The following is a 24,294-nucleotide window of genomic DNA, read 5'->3' on the forward strand; positions in this document are numbered from 1 at the left end:
GCAGAGCCGGTCTTCGATCTTGCGCTGCGAAGCGGCGAGCCGCGCGGATCGACGTGCGTGGCGCCTGTGGCTCGTGAGCTTCCAGGCCGCGACCGAGGTTCCCGAATGATCCGACGACGCCTGGTCGATGCGCGGCTCAGCGATCGGATACCAGTGGCAGTCCGGCCTGCTGCGCGGCGTCGAATTCTTCGTCGACGAACACGACCTCGCGGCCTTCGCGCGCCAGCAGCGAAGCCGCCGCGGCGGCCCGGTATCCGGCGCTGCAATGCACCCACACGACTCCGTCGCCGATTTCGTGGCCCCGGTCCCGCAGCTCGAAGAGCGGGACGTGCACGGCGTCCTTGAGGTGGCGGGCCCGCCACTCGCCGCGCATCCGGACGTCCAGCACGACGGTGCCCGGACCGGCTTCGGCGAGATCGGCGAAGGTCGCCGACGGCATGCTGCGCACCAGACTGGCGTCCATGGCGAGTTCGTGCGGCTGGCCGACCGCCGCGGTCAGCCGGTCGATGCCGATGCGCACCAGCTCGCGCTGCGCCGCGGCGACCTGCTCCGGTGTTTCGCCGAGCAGGGTCAGCGGCGTTCCCCAGTCGGTCAGCCAGCCGAGCCAGGTCGCCAGCGGGCCGTCCAGTCCGAGGCTGATCGCGCCCGCCAGGTGGGCGCGTGAGAAGGCGCGGCGGGACCGCAGATCCACCACCCAGTCCGCGCCGCGCAGCCGTCGTGCCAGCTCCGCGGGCTGCACCCTGGCCGGTTCCCGCAGGTCCACCGGCTGCGGTCCGGTCGTGTTCCGCGCGCCCATCCGCGCGTAGTAGGTCGGGAACGGGTCGAGCGCGCCGAGGGTGTGCTCGACGAATTCGTCCTCGCTGAGGCGGAACGCGGCGTTGACCTTCTTCTGCTGGCCGACCGTCCCGGAACTGCCCGTTACCGCGCTGGCCGAGCAGAAACTGCCGAAACCGTGCGTCGGCCAGATCTCCGCGCCATCGGGCAGCACCTCGGCGAGCTTGTGGACCGAGGCGTGCTGGTGGCGGGCCAGCTCCTCGCTGTGCTGCTGCCCGAGCAGATCGGTGCGCCCGGTCGCGCCGAACAGCAGCGATCCGCCGGTGAACACCCCGACCGCGCCGTCGTCCCCTTCGAGCACGTAGGACAGGTGGTGGAAGGTGTGCCCGGGTGTCGCGAGCACCCGCAACCGCAGCTGCGGCGACACTTCCAGCACATCGCCTTCCACCAGCGGGCGCCGCGCGAAGGACACCTCGTCGGCCGCCGCCACCCCGTACTCCGCGCCGGTGAGCCGACACAGCTCCAGACCGCCGGAGAGGTAGTCGTTGTGGATGTGCGTCTCCACCACGTGCGTGATGCGGACGTCGCGGCGACCGGCGGCGGCGAACACCCGGTCGACGTCGCGCTGCGGGTCGATGACGGCCGCCACCGCGCCGTCGGTGACCAGGTAGCTGCGGTCGCCGAGCGACGAGGTCTCGACGACTTCGACCGCGACCATCACGTGCCCGCAGGTCAGCTGGGCGTCTCGTCGCGGCCGTGGACCTGGGCCGGTGGGTGCGTGGCCTCCACGGCGGTGAACGTCTCCAGGATCTTGTAGTGGTGCTCGGCGCCCCTGGGGATGACCCACGAGTCGCCGGGTTGCAGCAGTACCGTCTGCCCTTCGCTGTGCAGCTCCGCGCGGCCGCTGATCACGTACCCGGCGGTCTCGTAATCCCGGGCCGCCGCCGGTTTGTCGACACCGGGCGGTTCCTCGCGCCACAGCCGCATCGCCAGGCCCACGCCTTCGGCGAGGTAGTACTGCCCCAGGGAACCGCGCGGCGAGTGCGCGCCGTCCACCTTGATGATCGTGGTGTCGCTCATCGGGTCCCCCTCTTGCCGGTCTCGGCTCGATTCTCCCGCCAGCGCTGCGGTGGGGCAGCGCGACGAGTCGGGCCCGGATCGTGCGGAGAACGCCCGAGCCCCTGTGCTCGCACCGGTTTTCGGGTCGTGCTCAGCTGCGGGTGCGTTGGGACGACGCGGCACCCCAACGCACCCGCGGCCGCTACGCCGCGGCGCGGTCGGCGTTGGCGATGATCGCCGCCCGGACGTACTCCGCGAGCCCCGGCTCCAACTGCTCGTAGAACGCGGTGAACCGCTCGTCCGCGACGTACATCTCGCCGAGACAGCGGTGCATCTCGTAGCCGCAGTCGTAGCACCAGCGCGTGATGTGCTGCCGGTGCTGCTCGGCCAGGTCCATCGCCTGCTCGTGCTCCGGCGCCACCCCGGCCCGCTTCGCCTCGGCCAAGCGCCGGTGGATGTCCTCCTGCGAGGCCGTGAACCGCTTCCAGTCCTCCTTGGTGTAGGAGCTCATCTTCTGCTGGGACTGCCGGTAGGCGTCCGTGTCGCCCCAGCGCTGCTCGACTTCCTCGGTGTAGTCGTCCGGATCGAAGTCGCCGAACAGCTCGAACTTCTCTTCCTGCGTCAGGTCGATCCCCACGGTGCTCGCCTCCAGTTCGCGTGCCACTGCCGCGAGCATCCGCTGCAGCCGCTCGATGCGGGTCCGCAGCAGTTCGTGCTGTCGCTTCAGGTGCGCTCGGGCGTCGCCTTCGGCGAGGATGCTCGCGATGTCGTCGAGGGAGAGGTCGAGCTCCCGGTAGAACAGGATCCGGCGCAGCCGGTCGAGATCCGCGTCGGAATAGCTGCGATAACCCGCCGCCGTCCGACCGCTTGGCACCAGCAGACCGATCTCGTCGTAGTGGTGCAACGTCCGCACCGTCACCCCGGCAAGCCGAGCCGCCGCACCAACCGAGTAACCCATCCCCGCACCTCCACGAAACCGACCCTCCAACCTCACGCAACGTGAGAGTCAAGCCGAATGTCGTGGAAAGCAGCGGCAATCAACACGGCCCGGCTCACCGGCTGGCTACGCGGCGGTAGCGGGCTACTGCGAGGGGCATGAAGATCGCGAGGATGAGCAGGGCTGATGCGATCGAGTACAGCACCGCGTGCTGGGCGGGCCAGCTGTCGGGCACCGGGCCGGTGACCCGCAGCGGGTTGCCGTAGAGCTGCCGCAGCGCGTCGGCGGTGACGGTGATCGGGTTCCACTCGGCGAAGGCGCGCAGCGGTCCCGGCATCGACTCGGCCGGGACGAACGCCGAGGAGATGAAGGTGACCGGGAACAGCCAGAGCAGTCCGGCGCTCTGCGCCACCTCGACGCTGCGCGAAAGCAGCCCGATGAACGCGCCGACCCAGGACATCGCGAACGAGAACAGCAGCAGGATGGCGAAGGCCAGCAGCGCTTCGAGCAGGCTGCCGCGGATCCGCCAGCCAACCAGCAGCCCGCACAGCGACATGATCACCACGGTCAGCACGCTGATCACCAGATCCGACGAGGTCCGGCCCAGCAGCACCGCGACCCGCGACATCGGCAGCGACCGGAACCGGTCCACGATCCCCTTGTTCAGGTCGTTGGCCAGCCCGATCACGGTGAACGCGCTGTTGAACGCGACGGTCTGCACGAAGATCCCGGCGATCAGGAACTCCCGGTAGGCCTCGCCGCCGAGGCTGCCGCCGAAGACGTAGGCGAACAGCAGCACGAACATGATCGGTTGTGCGGTGCTGGACAGCAGCATGTCCGGGTTGCGCTTGATGTTCATCAGGTTCCGCCACGCGACGACGCTGCTGTCGCGCATGCTGACGGACAGCACGGTCACGGCTGCTCCTCCTGATCTTCGGTGCGCCGACCGGTCAGGCCCAGGAACACGTCGTCCAGGGTGGGTCGGTGCAGTGCGACGTCGTGTACCGCGACTCCTTCGAGGTCCAGCCTGCGCAGCGCCTCGATGAGCGCCTTGGGCCCGGTTTCCACCGCGACGAGCGCCTTGCGCAGCTGTTCCTCGACCTCCGGTGGCCCGGACCCGACCTCGCCGAGCACCCGCGCCACCACCGGCAGGTCCACCGCGTCCTGCACGACCAGTTCCAGGCGTTCGCCGCCGACTTGGGTCTTGAGCTGGTCGGCGGTGCCGCTGGCGATCACCCGGCCGCGGTCGATCACCGCGATGCGGTCCGCCAGCTGGTCGGCTTCCTCCAGGTATTGCGTGGTCAGCAGCACGGTGGTGCCGTCGGCGACGAGTTCGCCGATGACGCTCCAGGTTTCCATCCGGCCGCGCGGGTCCAGTCCGGTGGTCGGCTCGTCGAGCACCACGACGGCTGGAGCGGCGACCAGCGCACCGGCCAGGTCCAGCCGTCGGCGCATGCCGCCGGAGTAGCCCTTCGACGGTCGGTCGGCGGCTTCCTGGAGCCGGAACCGGTCGAGCAGTTGGCGTGCTCGCGCGGTCGCGTCCGAGCGGGACATGCCGTAGAGCCGCCCGACCATGTAGAGGTTCTCGTAGCCGGTGAGGTTCTCGTCGACCGCCGCGTACTGCCCGGACAGGCCGATCGAGCGGCGCACCGCCTGCGGCTGGTCGAGCACGTCGTGACCGGCGACGAAGGCGCGCCCGGAGTCGGGTTTGAGCAGCGTGGTCAGGATCCGCACGGTCGTGGTCTTGCCCGCGCCGTTGGGTCCGAGCAGGCCGAGCACCTGCCCGGACGGGATCTCCAGGTCTACGCCGTCCAACGCGCGGTTCGAGCCGAAGGTCTTCACCAACGCTTCCGCACGCACAGCAGTCATCTGGGTCTCCGCAGGGGTTTTGCCGGAAATGTCAGCGCAACTGTAGGTGGGGGGTCTGACATGCCGCTGCCGATTTTCGCAGCGCAACTGCGCGGGTCGCCGGTGCCGCAGGCGGGGAGGTCGAGGTCACGCGCGGAATTTTCGGTGCCGATTTCCCTGGTCGCGGCCGGTTTCGGCAAGAGTTCGCACGGGTGTCGTCTTGGCAGAGGTTACTGTCAGGTAATACTCTCTTGTTACCGACGAGTAAGGGTTGAGCCGAGCCGGGCCCACCCGCAGCAGCGCGCAAGAGGGAGCCTCCGATGGGCCACTACAAGAGCAACGTCCGAGACCTCGAATTCAACCTCTTCGAGGTCTTCAAGGTGCAGGACCGGCTCGGGCAGGGCGCGTTCGAGCAGTCCGACGAGGACACCGTGCGGGGCGTGCTCACCGAACTCAACGAGGTGGCCACCGGTCCGCTCGCCGACTCCTTCGTCGAAGGCGACCGCACCGGTGCCAAGTTCGACCCGGCCACCCACTCGGTGACCCTGCCCGAGGCCGTCAAGAAGTCCTACCGGCAGGTCGTGGACGGCGAGTGGTGGCGGCTGAGCCTGCCGGACGAACTCGGCGGCTACGGCACCCCGCCCAGCGTCATCTGGTCGGCCGCCGAACTCATGCTCGGCGCCAACCCGGCCGTCTACCTGTACATGGCGGGCCCGAACTTCGCGACGATCCTGTGGCGCAACGGCACCGAGGAGCAGCGCCACTGGGCCGAGCTGATGATCGAACGCGGCTGGGGCGCCACCATGGTGCTCACCGAGCCGGACGCCGGTTCGGACGTCGGCGCCGGTCGCACCAAGGCCATCAAGCAGGCCGACGGTTCGTGGCACCTGGAGGGCGTCAAGCGGTTCATCACCTCCGCCGACCAGGACATGACCGAGAACATCATGCACCTGGTGCTGGCCCGTCCCGAGGGACCCGGCATGGAGTCCAAGCCCGGCACCAAGGGGCTGAGCTTGTTCCTGGTGCCGAAGTTCCACTTCGACGCCACCACCGGTGAGCCCGGCGAGCGCAACGGCGCCTTCGTCACCAACGTCGAGCACAAGATGGGCCTGAACGCCTCCGCCACCTGCGAGCTGACCTTCGGCCAGCACGGCACCCCGGCCGAGGGCTGGCTGCTCGGCGAGGTGCACGACGGCATCGCGCAGATGTTCCAGGTCATCGAGTACGCCCGGATGATGGTCGGTACCAAGGCGATCGGCACCCTGTCCACCGGCTACCTCAACGCATTGGACTACGCCAAGCAGCGGGTGCAGGGCGCGGACCTGACCAAGGCCACCGACAAGAGCGCGCCGCGGGTCACCACCACCCACCACCCCGATGTGCGGCGCATCCTGATGCTGCAGAAGGCCTACGCCGAAGGGCTGCGCGCGGTCTACCTCTACACCTCCAGCTTCCAGGACCAGGTGGTGCAGGGGCAGCACGCGGGCACCGACGTCAGCCTCGCCGAGCAGGTCAACGACCTGCTGCTGCCGATCGTCAAGGGCGTCGGCTCGGAGCGGGCCTACGAGATGCTGACCCTGTCGCTGCAGACCCTGGGCGGCTCCGGCTACCTGCGGGACTACCCGATCGAGCAGTACATCCGGGACGCCAAGATCGACAGCCTGTACGAGGGCACCACCGCGATCCAGGCCCAGGACTTCTTCTTCCGCAAGATCGTCCGCAACAACGGCGCCGCCCTCGGCCACATCGCGGCGGAGATCCAGGCGTCGCTGGAAGCCGAAGGCGCCGACGAGCGGCTCAAGGAGGAGCGCGCCCTGGTCGCCCGCGCGTTGCAGGACGCGCAGGGCATGCTCGGCACGATGATCGAGTTCCTGACCTCTTCGCAGCAGGACGTCAAGAACCTCTACAAGGTCGGCCAGCACGCGGTCTCGTTGCTGCTGAGCATGGGCGATCTGCTGATCGGCTGGCTGCTGCTGCGGCAGGCCGAGATCGCCCTCGCCGCGCTGGACGCGGGCGCCTCCGCCAAGGACCAGCCGTTCTACCAGGGCAAGGTGGCGGTGGCCCGGTTCTTCGCCAAGAACGTGCTGCCGGAACTCACCGGCCGCCGCAAGATCATCGAAGCGGCGGACAACTCCCTGATGGACCTGGACGAATCCGTCTTCTGACACTCCGATGGCGACGGGTGAAGGGCACCTTTGACCGAGTAAGCCGGTCAAAGGTGCCCTTCACTCTTAACCCGAATGGGGAGCGCGGCGCGGTTGTGTCCTGTGTGGACGGTGCGTCAGGTTGGGTCGTAGTCGAAGGTGTAGGCGACCGCTGATTCGCCTTGCCTGACGGTGTAGCGGCCGGTGCCTCGGAGGCCGGACAAGTCGTCGGTCGCCGAGTCCGGTACCACCTCGAAGGTGCCGTGGATCAGGCCGTCATCGCCGAACCAGCCGCGCTCCTCGACGGCGAAACTCCCCTTGCGGCCGTCGACGGTGCCGCGCAGCAGCTGCATGCCGGTGAACGCCCCGGTCAGTTCGGTGCTGTAGACCAGGGTGTACTCGCAGGCGACCTCGGCAGCTTCGATGCCGCCGGAGAAGTTGTTGGTGATCGCGGCGTGCGCGAGCCTCGGATACCGCTCGGCATCGCCGACGATGTTCTCGTCCCAGTGGGCGACGACGAAGCTCCCGGTGGTCTGCGTGGTCATGGACGTCCTTTCGATCGGTCTTGCCAGCAGCCTCGACGCAGTAGCTGACACCTCCTGTCAGGTACCGGCGGCAAAATCCGCGCCATGCGCGCCGACCGCCTGCTCACCGCACTCCTGCTGCTGCAGAACCGCGGCCGGATGACCGCCACCGAACTCGCCGCGGCACTGGAGGTGTCGGTCCGCACGGTCTACCGGGACATCGAGGCCCTGGGCGCCGCAGGCGTTCCGGTCTGCGCCGACCGGGGGCCCGACGGCGGCTACCACCTGATGGACGGCTACCGCACCCGGTTGACCGGACTCACCGATGCCGAAGCCGGATCGCTGTTCCTCGCCGGAGCCCCTGGCCCGGCCGAAGACCTGGGGCTGGGCGCGGTGCTCGCCACCGCGCAGCTGAAGGTCCAAGCCGCGCTGCCCACCGACCTGGCCGAACGAGCGAGACGCATCCAGGACCGGTTCCACCTCGACGCGCCGGGCTGGTTCCGGGACGCCGATCCGGTGCCGCACCTGGCCGAAATCGCGCGTGCGGTGTGGGAACAACGCGTGCTGCGCGCGCACTACCGCCGCTGGCGGGGCGAAGTGCACCGGGAACTCCACCCGCTGGGCATCGTCCTGAAAGGCGGGATCTGGTACCTGGTGGCGCAGGCCGAAGAAACCGTCCGCACCTACCGGATCTCCCGGTTCATCACCATCGAGGTCACCCCGGAATCCTTCACCCGGCCAACCGGTTTCGACCTCGCCACCAGCTGGGCCGACGCGGCCCGCCGGATGGAGGCCTCGATGCTGCACGGGACCGCTCGACTGCGGATCTCACCGCGTGCGCAGCGACTGCTGCCCGCGCAGTTCGGCACGAAGGGCGAGCGGGCCCTCGCCGCGGCCGGACCGCCGGACGAAAACGGCTGGGTGCGGGTCGACCTGCCGGTCGAACGACCCGCCGTCGCCGTCGGCGACCTGCTGCGACTCGGCGCGGAAGCCGAGGTCCTCGCGCCGCCCGAACTCCGCTCCGCCATCGCCGAAACCGCCACCGCCCTAGCAGCCCGCTACGACCCCGTTCAGGTGAAGGGTGAGGGGCACCCGTGAACCAAGTAACTGGGTCACGGGTGCCCCTCACCCCGTTCCTGGCGCCCGGTGCGGTCACGGTGCTCGGGCGTCGATCAGTGCTGCGATGCCGTCGAGAACGCGTTGCAGGCTCAGCTCGAAGGTGTCCGGTGCGGACGGCACGGCGCCCGCCAGCAGGGCGCGGGCCAGGGCCGGGTAGTCGTCGAAGTTCACCAGCTCGGCCAACGCCGCGTCCCGCTTGGCCGCCCAGCCGGCGTCGCCCGCGTCCCGATCCACGCTGGTCCACGCCGCTCCCCGGACGAAACCGTCCAACGTCTCGATGACCGCGAGCTTCTCCGGTTCCGACAGCCCGGTATCGGCGAGCACCCGAAGCGTCGAGTCGTACCAGGCCAGCAGGTTCGGCCGCTGGCTGCTCGCCTTCGGCCTCGGGCACGCCGCGCTGCTGCTCGCCACTGACGTGCTCGCCGCCTACGGCGTGATCAGCCTCGTCATCGGCGCGTTCCTGCTCCGCCGCAGCGACCGCGCCCTGATCACCTGGAGTGCGATCGGCGCCGCGCTCCTAACCCTGCTGCTGATCAGCGGAATCGCCTTCGCCTCCGCCCCAGCCGACCCGGCCGCGATGGGGCCGACACCGGCCACGGCCAGCGGCGCGGGCGACGAGAACTACCTCATCGCCGGGATCTCGCGAATCACCACCTGGCTGGTGCTCACCTGCCTGACCACCTTCGGCCTCACCGCCCCGGTCGCGATGCTGCTCGGAATCTGGGCCGCCCGCCGACGAATCCTCGAAGAACCGCACCGGCACCTACCGCTGCTGCGCCGCACCGCGATCATCGGCATCACCATCTGCTGGCTGGGCAGCCTGCCCGCCGCACTGGTCCAAATCGGCGCCGTGCCCGAGGTGAACGAAGCCGCCCTGTGGGCGCTGCAATGGCCGACCGGACTCGCGGGCGGGCTCGGCTACGTCGCGCTGTTCGGCCTGCTCGCCAACCGGATCTCCCGGCGCGCCAAGCCATCCCGGGCGATCACGGCGATCAGCGCGGTGGGCAAGCGATCGCTGTCCTGCTACCTGACCCACTCGCTGATCATGGCCCCGGTGCTGGCGGCCTGGGGACTCGGCCTCGGCGCACACCTGACCAACGCGACCACGGCCTGCTTCGCCATCGGGCTCTGGCTGATCACGGTCGCCGCAGCGTACTGGCTCGACCGCCGCGGTCGACGAGGCCCGGCAGAGCACCTGCTGCGCCGCTTGGTCTACCGGAACTGACATCGTCCCCGGAACTGACATCGTCCACAGTGGAGCGGGCCGCGAGGAACGCGACGAACAGGCCGACCAGCAGCGCGGCCCGGCCCCACACCCCGACCATCAACGCCTGCGCGGTGAAACCATCGTGGATACCGCTGGGGTCACCGGCCATGTTCAGGTAGAGCCAGCGGAAGATGCCGATGCCCATCGCCGCGTCCGCCACCAGATACGCCACGATCCAACCCCAGCGCACCGACACCAGTACGAAGAACGGCAACAACCACAACGTGTACTGCGGCGAATGCACCTTGTGCAGCAGCAGGAAACCGCACAGCATCGCCGCCGAAACCTGCACCCACGGATAGCTCCCGGTGCGCTCGTAGCGCAGCCAACCCACGCCGCAGGCCACCGCGAACGACAACAGCATCAGCATCGGCGACACCACACCCACCGCCGACTGGAACCCCTCGGAGTCGGTCCAGTGCCGGAAACCCCAGTACCAGATCGAGTTCGTGCTGATGTCCACCTGCCGCCGCGACTGGAACTCGAACGACGCCAACCAACCGCTGAACCCGGCCAACACGAACGGCACGTTGGCCACCACCGCCGTGCCGACGGCGGCCCCCACGACCTGCAACGCGCCACGCACATCCAGCCGCCCACGGCCGCTGGTCAGCACGTACAACGCCAACGGCAGCACGAAAAGCGCCGGGTACAACTTCAGCGCGAAGCCCGCGCCCAACAGCACCGCGGCTACCGTCGCCCGGCGCCGGAGCGACACCGACGTCCACCGGTGCACCACGAACACCGCAGCCACCGAACACGCCACAACGGGCAGATCCCAGTTGTGGAACGCATACAGCACCAACGGGGGGCCAAGCGCCCACAACAACGCCCGCCACCCGCTCAACCTGCCCAACCACCAAGCGACGGCCAGCCCGAACGGGGCCATCAACAACGCCGACGCGGCGAGAAAACCCGCATCGGTGTGGGCGAACAGCGCCCCAACCCAGATCAGCACCCCGGTCAGCACCGGGTACTCGACCACCCCGCCGTACAACGTCCCGTCGGAGGAGATTCCGCCGTGCACGTAGGGGAAGACGTGCCGATCGATGTCCCGACCGATCCACAGGTTCTGGATGTCGGAGTAGCACACGTCGCCGTAAGCCCGCTCCTGGTAGGCCGGTTGCGAACGCCCCGACTCGTCGAAATCCGGACCGGTGCAGCGCGCCTTGTTCGCATACCCCAGCGCCAACGTCACAGCGGTCAGCAGGCACAACGCCACCAACCCGGAGATCGTCAACCCACGGGTCACCGCCGACGAGTCACGGCCGCCAACACGGCCAACCGCGCTCACGACACCTTGCCGCGCAGGAACGAGATGTCGTCGGCCTGGCCCTCGTCCGGCGTCTCCACCACCACCGGCGCCCCCGCGTTCGCGCACACCGCGACCAGCAGATCCGGATCGATGTTGCCCGCCCCGATGTTGGCGTGCCGATCCCGCGACGAACCGAACTCGTCCCGCGAATCGTTGAGGTGCACCAGATCGATCCGGCCGGTGATCGCCTTCACCCGATCCACGATGTCCAGCAACTCCTCACCAGCGGCATGCGCGTGGCAGGTGTCCAGGCAGAACCCCGCACCGAATTCCCCAACCGCATCCCACAACCGCGCCAACGCGTCGAAGCGCCGGGCCATCGCATTGGCCCCACCAGCGGTGTTCTCGATCAGGATCGGTACCTCGAAGCCGCCGTCGGCGGCCTGCCGCTCGAACAGCTTCCGCCAGTTCGCCACGCCCTCGGCCGGTGCGTCGTCCTTGGTCACATGACCGCCGTGCACGATCAGGCCCTGCGCCCCCACCCCGGCGGCGGCCTTCGCCTGCTGCGCCACCGCCTTGCGCGAGGGAATCCGGATCCGGTTGTTCAGCGACGCGACGTTGATCACGTACGGCGCGTGGATGAACACCGCCAGTTCGCTGTCCCGCAGCTGCTCGGTCTGCGGATGCGGCTTCGGGGCCTTCCACCCCTGCGGGTCGGACAGGAAGAACTGCACGACCTCCGCGCCGCGCTCGGCAGCGGCGGTCAACGGATCATCATCGCGGACGTGGGCGCCGATACGCATACCCGAAGTCTAGAGCCGCCTCGACCGGCCCGTTCAGCCGTCCGGCCAGGCCGAACGCACACCGATTCCGCACCAGCGCCGCCACCGGCCGCAGGGGCGTGGCGCAGCGGATTCCCGCTGAACGGGACTCATCGACCTCTCGTCACAAATGGCGGTGTTCAGACGTCGGGTGCGTTTGAGAGAGTGATCAGGATCCGCACTGCCACGGGGAGGCGAGAGCATGGGTGCACGGCGGCGGCCCAATCCGCTGATCAAACCGAACGCGCTCGGCCGGACCGCGTCCGCCGGGCTGATCGGACTCGTGATCACCGCCAGCACCTTCCTCGGCGCCGGAACCGCCAACGCGGCCGACACCCTGGTCGTCGACCAGGCACTGGCGACCGTCGAGGCGTTACCGGGCCAGCAGATCGCCGTCGCGCCATCCACCATGGACTTCAAGGTCCGCGAAGCCGTGCTGCTCGCCATGCCGCTGGCCCTGGGCCCGGCCGACGACGCCGCCGACCGGTTCGCCGAACAGACCCCGATCCTGATCGGCAGCGCAGCCGAAGGCCGCACCTTCTACTCCGGCAAGGACATCGCCGCGGCAGCCTCGCCCCGGCTCGTCGAACTCGGCCTGCCCGTCGACAGGGTCGACGCCGTGACCTGGCATTTCACCAACCTGGTGAGCCTCGGCAACGCCGTCACCGTCAACGCCGAAAAACCGGCGGAACAGCCGCCGTCGTCGCAGCCCTCCCCCGAACAGCCGGAGCCGACGACACCGCCGCAGACCAGTCCAGCGCCACCGAGCGCCAGCGAGGCCCCGCCCCCGTCGGCACCCGTGATCGCCCCACCGACACCGCTCGGCGGGGCTCCGGCCGCGATCAGCGTGCTGCCGCCCGACCTGCGCTACCCGTCGGGCGCGGCGCTGCCGTGGACGCAGGGCCGCTACGGCCAGGTCCCGGGTCTGACCCCGAACGTCGGCGACCTCGCCGCCCAGGCCCAGGTGCAGCAGGAAGAGCGTGCCCAGCAGGACGAGATCCGCGCGGCGGGCAAGGCCGAGGCGGTGCCCACCGAGGTGACCGACCGGGTCGCCGTCCCGGTGCTGCTCGCCGCCATCTCACTGGCGATGGCCACCGCCGCCCTGGTCCGCAGCTGGGTCCTCCGCCGCTACTGAACATTCGCGCCATGGCGTCTGACCAGCGATAACACTTCTCCGACCGGTTGCGCTCCCGGTAGCGGCGCGAAGCGGCGGGGCGATGCGGGTGTTGTCGGGGTGCCTTGCTAGCCTTGTCCAGTTCGTCGACGCGACGACCCTCCTGCCACGGAAAGCCCGTGGCCGTGAGTCCACAGGAGGTGAATGGTCTTCATGCGTCATTACGAGCTCATGGTCATCCTGGACCCGAGCCTGGACGAGCGCACCGTCGCTCCGTCCATGGAGAACTTCCTCAACGTTGTCCGCAACGATGGCGGCACCGTCGAGAAGGTCGACGTCTGGGGTCGTCGGCGGCTGTCGTACGAAATCGACAAGCACGCCGAGGGCATCTACGTCGTCCTGGACCTCAACGGCGAGCCGGCCACCATCAAGGAACTCGACCGGCAGCTGAACCTCAACGAGTCGATCTTGCGGACCAAGGTCCTGCGCAAGATCGTCGAGCCCCGCAAGGCGGCCCGCGCCGCCAAGGCTCGCGCCGCCAAGGCCCGCGCCCAGGCATCCGCCTGATCCGGCCCCGAACCCGCTAACGACCAGACTGGAGTCCCCAGGTCATGGCTGGTGAAACGGTAATCACGGTGGTCGGCAACCTGACCGCCGACCCGGAGCTGCGCTTCACCCCGTCCGGTGCGGCGGTCGCGAACTTCACGGTCGCCTCCACGCCCCGGACCTTCGACCGCCAGAGCGGCGAGTGGAAGGACGGCGAAGCCCTCTTCCTGCGCTGCAACATCTGGCGGCAGGCCGCGGAGAACGTGGCCGAGTCGTTGACCCGCGGCATGCGGGTGGTCGTGCAGGGCAGGCTGCGGCAGCGTTCCTTCGAGACGAAGGAAGGCGAGAAGCGCACCGTCGTCGAGCTTGAGGTCGACGAGATCGGGCCGTCGCTGCGCTACGCCACCGCCAAGGTGAACAAGGTCAGCCGCGGCGGCAGCGGTTTCAGCGGTGGCGGAGGCCAGGCGAGCAGCCCGGCCGACGACCCGTGGGGTTCCGCGCCGCCCGCCGGTTCCAGCGGGTTCAGCGACGAGCCGCCGTTCTAAACGGCGCAGCAACGCTTACGAAGTTTTCGTTCAGGAGGAAGACCGATGGCCAAGGCGCCCGTGCGCAAGCCGAAGAAGAAGGTCTGCGTGTTCTGCAAGGACAAGGCGTCGCAGATCGACTACAAGGACACGACGCTGCTGCGGAAGTACATTTCCGACCGCGGCAAGATCCGTGCCCGTCGGGTGACTGGCAACTGCAGCCAGCACCAGCGCGATGTCGCCATCGCGGTGAAGAACGCCCGCGAGATGGCGCTGCTGCCCTACACCTCGACCGCACGCTGACCCGGAAAGGAGACACACGTCGTGAAGATCATCCTCACCGCTGACGTGTCCGGTCTCGGCGAGTCCGGCGACATCGTCGAGGTCAAGGACGGCTACGCGCGCAACTACCTGCTGCCCCGCAGCCTGGCCATCGTGGCCACCAAGGGTGCGCAGAAGCAGATCGAGACGATCCGCCGCGTGCAGGAGAACCGCCGGGTGCGCAACCTGGAGCACGCTCGCGAACTCAAGCAGCAGCTGCAGGACCTCGGCGCGGTCACGCTGACCGCCAAGGTGTCCTCGCAGGGCAAGCTGTTCGGTTCGATCACCAGCGGCGACGTGGTCGCCGCGGTGCGCAAGGCGGGTGGCCCGAACCTCGACAAGCGCTCGGTTTCGTTGCGCGGCCACATCAAGTCGCTGGGCAAGCACGTCGTCGACGTGCAGCTGCACCCGGACGTGACGGCAGCCGTCAACGTCCAGGTCGCTGGCGAGCAGTGACCCGGTAGTACCGGTTTCCACAGGCAGCATCGTCCACTCCGGCATTCGTGTGATGGGTGGACGATGCTGCGTCCGGCGTGCGCACCGGCGGTCACGACCGTGACGCAGCGCGGTCGAATCCGACACGCCGAAGGCAGCGACACGCCGGAACTTTTCCACTGATTTTTTCCACAACCTGCACGCAGTCGTTGAACTGGACTTTCTTGTCGATCATGGCGACTTGTCCCCAGGTTGTCCCCAGCTGCGCGGAAGGCTGACGCAAGTTATCCCCAGCTCAATTCGATCTATCCACAGGTTGTCCCAAGGTTTGTCCACAGCTTGACTTGCCTGCTCCAAGCGGGCGATCTAGCTTCGCGCGCGGGCTTTGCTGCCCACCATGCGTGATCGTTTTGGCGCCGGAGGAGGTGACGGGGTCCGGTGGCGGTGCCCGAGGAGCAGGAAGACCCGTACTTCACCAGCGACGGAGGCGCCGGCAACGGCACCTTCGAACGGCAGCCTCCGCAGGACTTGGCCGCGGAGCAGTCGGTGCTCGGCGGCATGATGCTGAGCAAGGACGCGATCGCCGACGTCGTCGAGGCGCTCAGCCCCAACGACTTCTACCGACCCGCGCACCAGGCCATCTACGACTGCGTCCTCGACCTCTACGGCCGAGGTGAGCCAGCGGATGCGATCACCGTGTCGGCCGAACTGGAACGCCGCCAAGAACTGCTCAAGGTCGGCGGCGCGCCCTACCTGCACACCCTGATCGCCACGGTGCCCACCGCCGCGAACGCTGGTTACTACGCCGAAATCGTCTCGGAGAAGGCGGTCCTGCGCCGGTTGGTGGAGGCGGGCACCCGGATCGTGCAGCTCGGCTACCACGGCTCGGAGGGAGCGGCGATCGAAGAGGTCGTCGACCGAGCCCAGGCCGCGATCTACGACGTGACCGAGCGCCGAACCAGCGAGGACTACCACGCGCTCGAAGAACTCCTCCAGCCGACGATGGACGAGATCGACGCCATCGCCTCCCGGGGTGGGGAATCCCAAGGCATCCCAACCGGCTTCGTCGACCTCGACGGTTTGACCAACGGCCTGCACCCCGGCCAGATGATCATCCTGGCGGCCCGCCCAGGCGTCGGCAAGGCGTTGGCATTGGACACACCCCTGCCGACCCCGGACGGCTGGACCACGATGGGCGAGGTCGCAGTTGGTGACTACCTGATCGGATCCGACGGCAAGCCGACGAAGGTCGTCGCGGCAACCGAGGTCATGCACAACCGCCCCTGCTACGAAGTCGAATTCTCCGACGGCACGGTCATCACCGCCGACGCTGAGCACCAGTGGTTGACCGAGACCCGCGCATCGCGGAAGTCAGCTCAAGCAGCGGCGGCTGGGTACAACCGCAGCCGGAACCGGCGAACCTTCGCGAAAGTGCGGACAACCGAGGAGATCGCGGCGACCCTGCGCTGCAACACTGCTGATCGGCGGCTCAACCACTCGGTGAACGCCGGGCTCGCACTCGTCCTGGCGGAACGCGATCTCCCGATTGCGCCCTATGTGCTGGGCGTTTGGCTGGGCGACGGTACGTCGATGACGGCCGCGTTCACGAGTGCCGATCCCGAGATCGCAATGCACGTGGAAGCCGAGGGTTACCACGCTCCGCAAGTGCGCGAACGCTACTACGAAATCCGGTTCTCGTCGGTCGAGCCGTTCGTTGATGTCCAGGCGCTGTTGCGGACTGCGGGCGTCCTGGGAAACAAGCACATCCCCGGGGAGTACCTCCGCAGCTCGGAGCCGCAACGTCGTGCGCTGCTGGCCGGGTTGCTCGACACGGACGGCACCGTTGCACCCAGCGGTTCGGTTCAGTTCTCCGTGACCAATGGCCGTCTCGCGCGTGATGCGTACGAACTTGTCGTCAGTCTCGGCTACCGCTGCAGCATGACCACCAAACGAGTCTCCGGTCGAACAGAAGCGTCGTCGACTGCGTTCACGCTTGCGTTCACAACGCAGGACGATGTCTTTCGCCTGAGTCGCAAGCGGTTGGTCCATAAGGAGCGCAGCGCGCGAAACCCGCGGATTATCGGTGCCCGCTTTATCACCGAAGTGCGGCCGGTGGCGAGCGTGCCGGTTCGGTGCGTCGAGGTCGATGCGCCGGATCACCTGTACCTCGCGAGCCGAGCCATGATTCCGACCCACAACTCCACCCTCGGACTGGACTTCGCCAGGTCGGCGTCGGTGAAGCACGGGCTGGCCAGCGTCATCTTCTCGCTGGAGATGGGCCGCACCGAGATCGTCATGCGCATGCTCTCCGCCGAGGCCCGCATCCGGCTCGGTGACATGCGCGGTGGTCGGATGACCGACGACGACTGGACGCGGTTGGCGCGGCGGATGAGCGAGATCAGCGAAGCACCGCTGTACATCGACGACTCGCCGAACCTGACCATGATGGAGATCCGCGCGAAGGCGCGGCGCCTCAAGCAGCGCCACGACATCCAGCTGATCGTCGTGGACTACATGCAGCTGATGACCTCCGGCAAGCGGGTCGAATCCCGCCAGCAGGAAGTCTCGGAGTTCTCCCGAAACCTCAAGCTGCTCGCCAAGGAACTCGAAGTCCCCCTGGTAGCGATCTCCCAGCTCAACCGAGGCCCAGAACAACGAACGGACAAAAAACCCCAGCTCTCGGACCTACGTGAAAGTGGTTCACTCGAACAAGATGCCGACATGGTGATCTTGATTCATCGGCCGGATGCGTTCGAGCGGGATGATCCGCGGATGGGTGAGGCCGACCTGATCGTGGCCAAGCACCGCGCGGGCCCCACCGCGACGGTCACCGTCGCCCACCAACTCCACTACAGCCGCTTCGTCGACATGGCCCAGGAATAGGGAATTTCTGTAGGGTCTCAAATCTGATGTCATAATCTCAAGTCCAATGTCGTATGGATGTCGTTTACGACATTGGACTGAGATTGCCTGTCCGTTCTCACTGGAGTTGGCAGGTTCTCACCGGCTTGGCCGTTTGTCTCACTGCCGTGGCAGATTCCCAGCCAAGCTTGCAGGAAGCCTTGGTCCCGTGCGTCATCGAGACGTGACCTGTCTCAGCGCAGTTGTCAGCTCCCTGCTCAGAGCCCCGCGCGATGCCGTGATCATTGAGACGACGGTCGCGTGGGCGTTCCGGCCAACTGCCGCTGCGCCCGGCGGCCAGGCGTTCTGTCTCGTCGGGAATGTCGGTCCCCGGATGAGCGCGTTGGTTCCCTGACACGATGGATGAGAACGGACATTGCCGATACCGGTTGTCCGCTCTCAGCGGAGCGCGCAGAGTCCTCACTCTGGTGTCAGTGGCGCCGACGGATTTCTCAAGCGGTGCCACAGTGAGACGCTGTGCAAGCGAAACATGGTCCAAGTCAGGATCGATTTTCGGTTGACAGGCAGTGCACAGTGGATCTTCGTGGGACACAACGACGATACTGACTCGATACGTCGCATGGCCGGGTTGGCGACACCGATGGCGCTGCGGGTCGCGGTGACCCTGGGTCTGCCGGATCGGCTACTCGGCTGCGACGCTTCCATCGATGAACTCGCGGTCGAGCTCAACGCAGCTCCGGTCGCGCTCGATCTCCTGCTCGACCACCTCGCGACCCTCGGAATCGTCGAACGGACCTCCACCGGCTACCGGACGACCAAGTACGGAGCGAACCTCTGCGCCGATGCCGGCAACGGCCTTACCAACCTCCTTCATCTGAACACCGCCGGCGGCCGCGCCGAGCTGGCGTTTGTCGAACTCGCCCACAGCATCACCACCGGCCAAGCCGCCTACCCACGCCGCTACGAGCAGGACTTCTGGGCCGACCTGGCCGAATATCCTCACCTTCGGGAGTCGTTCGACGAGCAGATGACGCACCGGTTCCGGGAGCAGATTCCGCAGATCGTCGCTGGTTTCGATTGGTCCCGGTTTTCCACCATCGTCGACGTCGGCGGTGGCCAAGGCACCCTGCTCGCCGCGATTCTGACGGTCCACCCTCGGGTGCACGGCCACCTGGTCGACCTCAAACCCACTGCCGCCGAGGCCCGCCGCACCTTCAGCGCTCACGATCTCGATGAGCGGACGCAGGTGACGGCGCGAAGCTTCTTCGACCCGCTCCCGGCAGGAGCGGAGGCCTATTTGTTGGTTGACATCCTCCACGACTGGGATGACGAGCACGCCCACCGCATCCTGAGCCGTTGCGTCGAGGCCGCCCACCCAGTCGGGCGCGTGCTGGTCATCGAACCGGTCGGGGGACTTCGGTCCCAGAGCGAATTCAACCTGGCCATGCTCGTGATGTTTGGCGGCCGCGAGCGCCGAATCGACGAGTTCCGCGCGCTCGCCTCGTCACACGGCCTGGTCCTGGACACGGTGACCGACCTGACCGATCAACGCTGCCTTCTCGAATTTCGGCTCGCCGCCGACCAATGAGCCAACGACGGCACTGATCTGACAGGTCGGATCAGTGCCCAAGAGGCTCCCGTCAAGTCATAAGCCAACGGCTGCTCGCAACCCGTCATGCCTTGGCCGAGAACAACCAGCCACGCGCCCCGGCGCAAAAAATGCCACCGGAATGAGACGCAACCGGAGTGGCCGGCCAGTGAGACAACTGCGAAACCGCATGTCAAACAAGATCAACATGTCACGAGGTGTGAGACCCTACATTTCTGGACGCCGCTTCGCCACCATGCGCATCTGGGAAATCCTCACCGGAGGGGACGTGCGACTCCATCCTGGGGACCTCGCTCCACGCGACCCTCAAGGCCGCACCGCCTATGCCGACTTCCTGGCCAACGAAGCCCGCCAGCTCACCGACTACCTCGCTGAAGAAGCCGAACGCCAACTCCTACGTCATCGCATCGACGAACAAGTGACGTGGCAACCAGAATCAACCGGCCCGCGAGGCCCGTGGGGTTCACCAAAACCCGACCTCACACGACGCCTGCCCGGCTGGGTCAGCCCAAGCCGCCGGACCACGCTGCGCCTCGCAGCCCGAGACCACACGATCTATGGCTGGCAGCAGATCATCATCAACCGCGCCTTCAGCCTGAACCAGACCGCGACCTACCTACGCTCCTTCGATGATGAAACGGCCTTCTTCTGGTCAGGAAACGCAATGAACTGGATGAGCCTTCACCACACAGGCCGGGAATCATACGGACTACGCCACCTCCGAATGGTGCAAGAACACCTCAAAGAACCACTACTCAAAGCTGACGGCGGGGGCTACACCATCACTCCAACCGGTCGCCATGTCCTCGCCGAACTGATGCGGTCCATCGAACCCGAGATAACCGGGGAGAACCGAATCGACGTCTGGGACAGCATCACAGACCTCGTCGCACCAAACCCAGTCAGAATGGTGCCCCTAGCAGCGAGAGCCTGCCTGGCCGCCATCATCGCTGAGACCAACCGCGCATCAGTCATATGATCTCCCCGCTGCGCGACACGAATGTCCTCATCGGCATCAAGATCCAAGAACGACGAGACCCTTCAGGCTGCGTTTGCGGGTTCTCAGCGTCCTCAGCAAGGAGGGGCATCCTTGAGGCTCGGGGCGGCCCACCTCACCCCCGTTGGTGTTGCGTGAGCAGTTGAGTGAGCAGGCGGGTCAAGGTCTGCCTGTCCTCGGCCGGAAGCGGTCCGAGTAGATCGTCCTGCACCTTGTCGAGCGCTCGGTCCATGCGTCGCAGTTGCCGATCACCCGCCTTGGTGAGGGTCACCATGTTGCGCCTTCGGTCATCCGGGTCCGGCGTCCGCTCGACGAAACCCTGCTCGGCCAGTTCGTTGATCGCTGCCACGACGTCGCTGCGGTCCATGTTGGACCGGCGACCAAGCTCGGCCTGACTGGCCACCCCGAACTCATTCAGCGTGGCCAGGATCCGGTAGTGGTATCCACGCGCACCCACCTCGCCGAAGCCGTCGGACGCCAACCGGTGCGCGTGCACCGCCAACTGGGTGAGCAGCCAACTCGGCTTCGCGGTCAGGCGTGCGGGCGTCTCCTCCACGACGTCACCATACATCGTTGGCGTAGCCAATGAATCTGTGTATAGTTGGCGGCGCCAATGTTGGATTCGCCAACGAAAAGGGATGCCGTGTCCACGGATGCTCTGATCGCCGACCGTATCGAGATCGCCGACCTGTTCACCCGCTTCGCGCGCCTGCTCGACGACGTCGGCGGGCTGGCGATTGAGCGAGGTGCGGATCATGCCCGCCTGGACACGCGAGAATTGATCTCTCTGGCGGGAAGCTGTGGACTCCACGGGAGTGAACTCATCCTTCGTGGCCAGAAGCATGGAGTCGCAGGATTCGATCTTGGCGACTGGGCCACGCAATCCATCAAGGGCAGCGACTGGATCAACGGGTAGGTGGCCGAGGCCGTCGAAAGCCCGGTGGACGTCAACCACGCCATCGTCAGCGAACGTGACGACGAGGACGGCACCTGGATCACCGAAGGCCGCCACCGCCTCACGGCCATGTTCGAAACCGGCACCCGTTGCACCGGCGCCGTCCGCACCGCCTCATCGACCCCGACACCGGCGCCCGAACAGTTGGGCGCCGAATGAATCCCCCTGGAGTTGAGAGCATGATCAAGCCGTTCCGCATCGACATCCCCCAGGCCGACCTCGACGACCTGGCCGACCGGCTCTCCCGCGCCCGGTGGCCCAACGAGGTCGCCGACGCCGGGTGGGACTACGGCTTTCCGCTGGCGCGGCTCAAGGAACTGGCCGAGTACTGGCGCACCGGCTACGACTGGCGCGAGCACGAGGCCAAGCTCAACGAGCTCCCGCACTTCACCACCGAGATCGAGGGCCAGAACATCCACTTCGTCCACGTCCGGTCTGCCAAACCGGACGCGCTCGCGCTGGTCCTCACCCACGGCTGGCCCGGTTCGTTCCTGGAGTTCCTCGACGTGATCGAGCCGCTCTCGCGCGACTTCCACCTGGTGATCCCGTCCATCCCGGGTTACGGGTTCTCCGGGCCGACCCACGAGCGCGGCTGGGATTACGTCCGGGTCGCGCGGGCCTGGGCCGAACTCATGCGCCGCCTCGGGTACGAGCGCTACGGCGTGCAGGGTGGCGACTTCGGCTCGGGCATCTCAACGGCGCTCGGCGCGGTCGCACCCGAGAACGTCATCGGGGTGCACGTCAACTACCTGCCGACCCGGCCGGACCCGGACGCCGACATCGAACTGTCCGAAACCGACGTTGCTCGGCTGGACAAGGTCAGGCAGCTGATGGCGAATCGCCCGCCGTACCAGGCTCTGCAAGCCACCACCCCGCAGACCCTCGGCTACGCGCTGACCGACTCGCCGGTCGGCCAGCTGGCCTGGATCGCCGAGCGCTTCGCGCAGTGGACCGACCCCCGTTCGCAGATCAGCGACGAGCGGATGCTCACCAACATCTCGCTGTACTGGCTGACCGCCACCGCGGCTTCCTCGGCGCGGCTGCACCGCGAGGCCCCGCGGCGGACCGAACCGTGCCCGGTCCCGATGGGCGTGGCGGTGTTCGCGCACGACATCACGCAGTCGGTGCGACCACTGGCCGAACGGCTGTACGACATCCGGCACTGGTCGGAGTTCGACCGCGGCGGCCACTTCGCCGCGATGGAGGTGCCGGAGCTGCTCGCCGAGGACGTCCGGGACTTCTTCCTCACCCAGATCAAGGACGACTCCCCGGTCGCCACCCGCTAGGAGACACTGCTGACCGCGAACTCCCGGAACCCCAGAGCTTCACGGCCAACAGGCCGTTCGTCTTCGCCGAGTCCAGCCGCACCGTCGTGCCCTTGGCACCGACAGAGGTGGGGCCCGGCCTTGGGTTGTTTTTGCCGTTTACTACCGGCGGGCCGCATATCCTCGTCAGCATCAAGATCGTGGGAAGATGCCACATCAGTGAGAAGAAGCTGACGTCATCACGATGAGAAACACAAACGAAACCGCACGTGAGCAGGCATCCAGATGCCAAGAACGACGAGAACCCACATTTCTGTAGGGCCTCAAATCCGGCTGCATCATTCTTTGGTGTGCGGGGGTGGGACGTCGGTGCGGGTCGCGGTGAGGCCCCAGGTGGCGTACGGCAGCGTGACGATGCCGCCCAACTCGTCGACCGCCGTACCCAGGGCAGCCAACACCTCCGCCACTTGATCTGGTGGCAGGCTGGTGAGGCCGCCTGAGGTCGGTACCAGGTCCAGCAGCTCGTCGCGGCTGTACGTGCACTCCCAGTCGTAGCGCCACAGCACGGGCTCGTCGAACGCGCCCGTCTCGCGGATTCCGTCCGCGGCCCTGGCGTACAGCCCCTGGTAGGCGTCCAGGATCGACGCACCGGACCGGCCGTTGAAGCCCAACGGCGAGTCGGGAGCCACCCGCCGGTACGCCTCGGCTTGGGCCTCCGCCACGGTGGGCGGCAGCTGGTACACGTGCCCGAACGGGGCCAGCACGCCTCCCGGCCGCAGGACTCGCGCTGCCTTGGTCGCGCCCGCGACCGGGTCGACCCAGTGCCAGGCCGTACCGGAAACGACCGCGTCGAAGGTGCGCCCGGCCGGCTCCCACGCCTCGAAGGTCGCGACCTCGACCTCAACTCCGGTACCCCGCGCGAAGTCGGCCATCCGCGGATCGGGCTCGACACCGAGCACCGTGCGGCCGGCGGCCCGGAACTGACGGGCCTCGATGCCGGTCCCGCAGCCGACGTTGAGGAAGTCGGGACCAGGACTGGCGGCCACGATCCGCTCGATCATGGCCTCGGGATACGCGGCCCGGGTCCGGTCGTACCTTTTGGGGTCGACCCCGAACGACTCTGCCATGCGACGGTGCTGGTGCGGTTCCGGCGTGGCTGGCGGCGGTATAGTGGTCATGTGCCCACTCTAATGGGCATGCGCCCACTAGGGTGACGGCGTTCGCTTTTGGTGAAAGGAAGGGATGTGCGGTGCCGACTGGCGTGGCGCTGCGTGACCCGCGCCAGCAGCTCTTCGACGCTGCCGAGCGAGTCCTCGTCCGGGATGGGGTGACCGGTCTGAACAGCCGAGCGGTCACCACCGAGGCGGGCGTCGCCAAAGGGGTCCTACATCGGCACTTCGCCGACTTTGACGCCTTCCTCACCGAGCTGGTGCTGGACCGCATCGCGCAGGTCAAGGCCCACGCCACCGCCCTCCGGGACGCGGCCGGGACTGGTGTCGTCGCGGATAATCTGACCGGCGCTCTGATGGCCAGCTTCGATCCGGTCATGGTGGCGATCGTGGTGCTCATCATCGCCCGGGACGAGCTGCGCGGGCGGCTGCGCGCGGCCGGCACCGCCCGATTCCCGCTCGTCGGCGAGGGCACAGCCATGATCGCCGGGTACCTGACGGCCGAGCGCGACCTTGGCCGGATCGCACCCGACGCCGACATCGACACGCTCGCGCCCACATTGATCGGTGCCGCGCACCTGCTGTTCACCGAGCAGAAGGACACCCCACCAGAGCCCGCGGCCGTGCGGAAAGTCGTGACCACGGTCCTGGCCGGCGCCACACGGTAATCAGGACGAAGTCAGGCCGGGGCCGACCCGACGAAATGTCATGAACCTGAGACTGATCTTGATGCGTGCGTGGTGTATCTC

Annotated in this window: 25 protein-coding genes; 14 read left to right on the plus strand and 11 right to left on the minus strand. The window is 67.5% G+C overall.

Features of this window, described 5'->3' with window-relative positions:
• Positions 1-136: 136 nt before the first annotated feature.
• The 5 genes from ACTWQN_RS12320 to ACTWQN_RS12340 all read right to left on the minus strand — a co-directional run bounded on the left by ACTWQN_RS12320 (position 137) and on the right by ACTWQN_RS12340 (position 4,639).
• Complete coding sequence (locus ACTWQN_RS12320) at positions 137-1,492, minus strand: MBL fold metallo-hydrolase (RefSeq protein ID WP_443203777.1); 1,356 nt, start codon at positions 1,490-1,492, stop codon at positions 137-139.
• Between the two features lie 14 nt (positions 1,493-1,506).
• A complete protein-coding gene (locus tag ACTWQN_RS12325) occupies positions 1,507-1,854 on the minus strand; it encodes a cupin domain-containing protein (protein WP_443203551.1) in 348 nt (115 codons plus the stop codon).
• 181 nt (positions 1,855-2,035) lie between these two features.
• Positions 2,036-2,791 carry a MerR family transcriptional regulator gene (locus ACTWQN_RS12330; RefSeq protein WP_443203552.1) on the minus strand — a complete coding sequence of 252 codons (756 nt, stop codon included), beginning with the start codon at positions 2,789-2,791 and terminating at the stop codon, positions 2,036-2,038.
• Between the two features lie 94 nt (positions 2,792-2,885).
• Positions 2,886-3,686, minus strand: coding sequence for an ABC transporter permease (locus ACTWQN_RS12335; protein ID WP_443203553.1), 801 nt, complete (start codon positions 3,684-3,686; stop codon positions 2,886-2,888).
• Positions 3,683-4,639 carry an ATP-binding cassette domain-containing protein gene (locus tag ACTWQN_RS12340; RefSeq protein ID WP_443203554.1) on the minus strand — a complete coding sequence of 319 codons (957 nt, stop codon included), beginning with the start codon at positions 4,637-4,639 and terminating at the stop codon, positions 3,683-3,685. Before ACTWQN_RS12340 ends, ACTWQN_RS12335 begins: the two co-directional genes overlap by 4 nt.
• 299 nt (positions 4,640-4,938) lie before the next feature.
• On the opposite strand from ACTWQN_RS12340, the gene ACTWQN_RS12345 reads away from it, so the two are divergent.
• Complete coding sequence (locus ACTWQN_RS12345) at positions 4,939-6,783, plus strand: acyl-CoA dehydrogenase (protein WP_443203555.1); 1,845 nt, start codon at positions 4,939-4,941, stop codon at positions 6,781-6,783.
• A 116-nt stretch (positions 6,784-6,899) separates the two neighbouring features.
• Here the strand turns inward: ACTWQN_RS12345 and ACTWQN_RS12350 are convergent, their stop codons facing one another.
• A complete protein-coding gene (locus tag ACTWQN_RS12350; protein ID WP_443203556.1) occupies positions 6,900-7,307 on the minus strand; it encodes a DUF3224 domain-containing protein in 408 nt (135 codons plus the stop codon).
• A gap of 84 nt (positions 7,308-7,391) precedes the next feature.
• Here ACTWQN_RS12350 and ACTWQN_RS12355 point away from each other — a divergent pair, with 84 nt between their 5' ends.
• A complete protein-coding gene (locus ACTWQN_RS12355; protein ID WP_443203557.1) occupies positions 7,392-8,384 on the plus strand; it encodes a helix-turn-helix transcriptional regulator in 993 nt (330 codons plus the stop codon).
• Positions 8,385-8,438: 54 nt separating this feature from the next.
• Here the strand turns inward: ACTWQN_RS12355 and ACTWQN_RS12360 are convergent, their stop codons facing one another.
• Positions 8,439-8,729, minus strand: a complete 291-nt coding sequence (locus ACTWQN_RS12360; RefSeq protein ID WP_443203558.1) for a TetR/AcrR family transcriptional regulator C-terminal domain-containing protein — start codon at positions 8,727-8,729, stop codon at positions 8,439-8,441.
• Here ACTWQN_RS12360 and ACTWQN_RS12365 point away from each other — a divergent pair.
• Positions 8,683-9,630 carry a DUF418 domain-containing protein gene (locus ACTWQN_RS12365; protein ID WP_443203559.1) on the plus strand — a complete coding sequence of 316 codons (948 nt, stop codon included), beginning with the start codon at positions 8,683-8,685 and terminating at the stop codon, positions 9,628-9,630. The two genes, ACTWQN_RS12360 and ACTWQN_RS12365, sit on opposite strands and share 47 nt — an antisense overlap.
• On the opposite strand, the gene ACTWQN_RS12370 is transcribed toward ACTWQN_RS12365, so the two are convergent.
• Both ACTWQN_RS12370 and ACTWQN_RS12375 read right to left on the minus strand, forming a co-directional pair.
• The gene (locus tag ACTWQN_RS12370) at positions 9,542-10,966 is read right to left on the minus strand and encodes a glycosyltransferase family 87 protein (protein ID WP_443203560.1); all 1,425 of its coding nucleotides are present in this window, start codon (positions 10,964-10,966) and stop codon (positions 9,542-9,544) included. The genes ACTWQN_RS12365 and ACTWQN_RS12370 overlap by 89 nt on opposite strands.
• Positions 10,963-11,730, minus strand: a complete 768-nt coding sequence (locus ACTWQN_RS12375) for a deoxyribonuclease IV (RefSeq protein WP_443203561.1) — start codon at positions 11,728-11,730, stop codon at positions 10,963-10,965. Before ACTWQN_RS12375 ends, ACTWQN_RS12370 begins: the two co-directional genes overlap by 4 nt.
• A gap of 220 nt (positions 11,731-11,950) precedes the next feature.
• On the opposite strand from ACTWQN_RS12375, the gene ACTWQN_RS12380 reads away from it, so the two are divergent.
• The 8 genes from ACTWQN_RS12380 to ACTWQN_RS12415 all read left to right on the plus strand — a co-directional run bounded on the left by ACTWQN_RS12380 (position 11,951) and on the right by ACTWQN_RS12415 (position 20,138).
• Positions 11,951-12,883, plus strand: a complete 933-nt coding sequence (locus tag ACTWQN_RS12380) for a hypothetical protein (RefSeq protein ID WP_443203562.1) — start codon at positions 11,951-11,953, stop codon at positions 12,881-12,883.
• 183 nt (positions 12,884-13,066) lie between these two features.
• Positions 13,067-13,429 carry a 30S ribosomal protein S6 gene (gene rpsF / locus ACTWQN_RS12385; RefSeq protein WP_443203563.1) on the plus strand — a complete coding sequence of 121 codons (363 nt, stop codon included), beginning with the start codon at positions 13,067-13,069 and terminating at the stop codon, positions 13,427-13,429.
• A gap of 44 nt (positions 13,430-13,473) precedes the next feature.
• The gene (locus ACTWQN_RS12390) at positions 13,474-13,953 is read left to right on the plus strand and encodes a single-stranded DNA-binding protein (protein ID WP_443203564.1); all 480 of its coding nucleotides are present in this window, start codon (positions 13,474-13,476) and stop codon (positions 13,951-13,953) included.
• Between the two features lie 45 nt (positions 13,954-13,998).
• Complete coding sequence (gene rpsR, locus ACTWQN_RS12395) at positions 13,999-14,235, plus strand: 30S ribosomal protein S18 (RefSeq protein ID WP_443203565.1); 237 nt, start codon at positions 13,999-14,001, stop codon at positions 14,233-14,235.
• 21 nt (positions 14,236-14,256) lie between these two features.
• Positions 14,257-14,709 carry a 50S ribosomal protein L9 gene (rplI, locus tag ACTWQN_RS12400; RefSeq protein WP_443203566.1) on the plus strand — a complete coding sequence of 151 codons (453 nt, stop codon included), beginning with the start codon at positions 14,257-14,259 and terminating at the stop codon, positions 14,707-14,709.
• Positions 14,710-15,126: 417 nt separating this feature from the next.
• On the plus strand, positions 15,127-17,571 hold the full coding sequence (dnaB, locus tag ACTWQN_RS12405; protein WP_443203567.1) for a replicative DNA helicase: 2,445 nt from the start codon (positions 15,127-15,129) through the stop codon (positions 17,569-17,571).
• Between the two features lie 598 nt (positions 17,572-18,169).
• A complete protein-coding gene (locus tag ACTWQN_RS12410; RefSeq protein WP_443203778.1) occupies positions 18,170-19,138 on the plus strand; it encodes a methyltransferase in 969 nt (322 codons plus the stop codon).
• A gap of 190 nt (positions 19,139-19,328) precedes the next feature.
• Entirely contained in the window at positions 19,329-20,138 is an 810-nt protein-coding gene (locus ACTWQN_RS12415) for a hypothetical protein (protein ID WP_443203568.1), read from the plus strand.
• Between the two features lie 133 nt (positions 20,139-20,271).
• Here ACTWQN_RS12415 and ACTWQN_RS12420 read toward each other — a convergent pair whose 3' ends face one another.
• Entirely contained in the window at positions 20,272-21,000 is a 729-nt protein-coding gene (locus tag ACTWQN_RS12420) for a MarR family winged helix-turn-helix transcriptional regulator (RefSeq protein ID WP_443203569.1), read from the minus strand.
• Between the two features lie 72 nt (positions 21,001-21,072).
• On the opposite strand from ACTWQN_RS12420, the gene ACTWQN_RS12425 reads away from it, so the two are divergent.
• Together ACTWQN_RS12425 and ACTWQN_RS12430 are read left to right on the plus strand one after the other, a co-directional pair.
• Positions 21,073-21,270: a hypothetical protein gene (locus ACTWQN_RS12425; RefSeq protein WP_443203570.1), complete on the plus strand. Its 198-nt coding sequence runs from the start codon at positions 21,073-21,075 to the stop codon at positions 21,268-21,270.
• Between the two features lie 20 nt (positions 21,271-21,290).
• Positions 21,291-22,397: an epoxide hydrolase family protein gene (locus ACTWQN_RS12430; RefSeq protein WP_443203571.1), complete on the plus strand. Its 1,107-nt coding sequence runs from the start codon at positions 21,291-21,293 to the stop codon at positions 22,395-22,397.
• A gap of 317 nt (positions 22,398-22,714) precedes the next feature.
• On the opposite strand, the gene ACTWQN_RS12435 is transcribed toward ACTWQN_RS12430, so the two are convergent.
• Positions 22,715-23,503, minus strand: a complete 789-nt coding sequence (locus ACTWQN_RS12435) for a class I SAM-dependent methyltransferase (RefSeq protein WP_443203572.1) — start codon at positions 23,501-23,503, stop codon at positions 22,715-22,717.
• Positions 23,504-23,625: 122 nt separating this feature from the next.
• Here ACTWQN_RS12435 and ACTWQN_RS12440 point away from each other — a divergent pair, with 122 nt between their 5' ends.
• Positions 23,626-24,213 (plus strand): TetR/AcrR family transcriptional regulator, encoded by a 588-nt coding sequence (locus ACTWQN_RS12440; protein WP_443203779.1) that lies wholly within the window; start codon positions 23,626-23,628, stop codon positions 24,211-24,213.
• Positions 24,214-24,294 lie beyond the last annotated feature (81 nt).

The sequence above is a fragment of the Saccharopolyspora antiqui genome (genome assembly GCF_052246905.1).
GTDB lineage: Bacteria > Actinomycetota > Actinomycetes > Mycobacteriales > Pseudonocardiaceae > Saccharopolyspora.